This is a genomic window from Pseudomonas sp. PME37.24/006 (genome assembly GCF_055556635.1).
On sequence record NZ_JBVHNL010000268.1, the window covers coordinates 1 to 243 of the forward strand.

A 243-nucleotide genomic window follows, 5' to 3' on the forward strand; every position below is an offset into this window, starting at 1 on the left:
GTCACCGTGGTGCCCGCGGGCGACGAATCCACGGTCGAGCGTCCGCCGACCGCCGTCACCCGCGCAATGATCGAGCCGCGGATGCCGAGCCGATCCGCCGGGATCGCATTGACGTCGAAACCGCGACCCGCGTCGCGGACGCGGATCGTCACGCCGCCCGGATCGGCCGAGCCCATGACCTCGACCGAGAGCGCGGCGGCGTCCGCGTGCTGCACGGCGTTGGCGACGGCCTGCATGGCCGCG

General features: G+C 74.1%; 1 protein-coding gene. It reads right to left on the minus strand.

All coding sequences use genetic code 11. The features are described 5' to 3' along the window. On the minus strand, positions 1-243 hold a 243-nt coding region (locus ACZ3GY_RS24685), incomplete at both ends, for an ATP-binding protein (protein WP_465912446.1).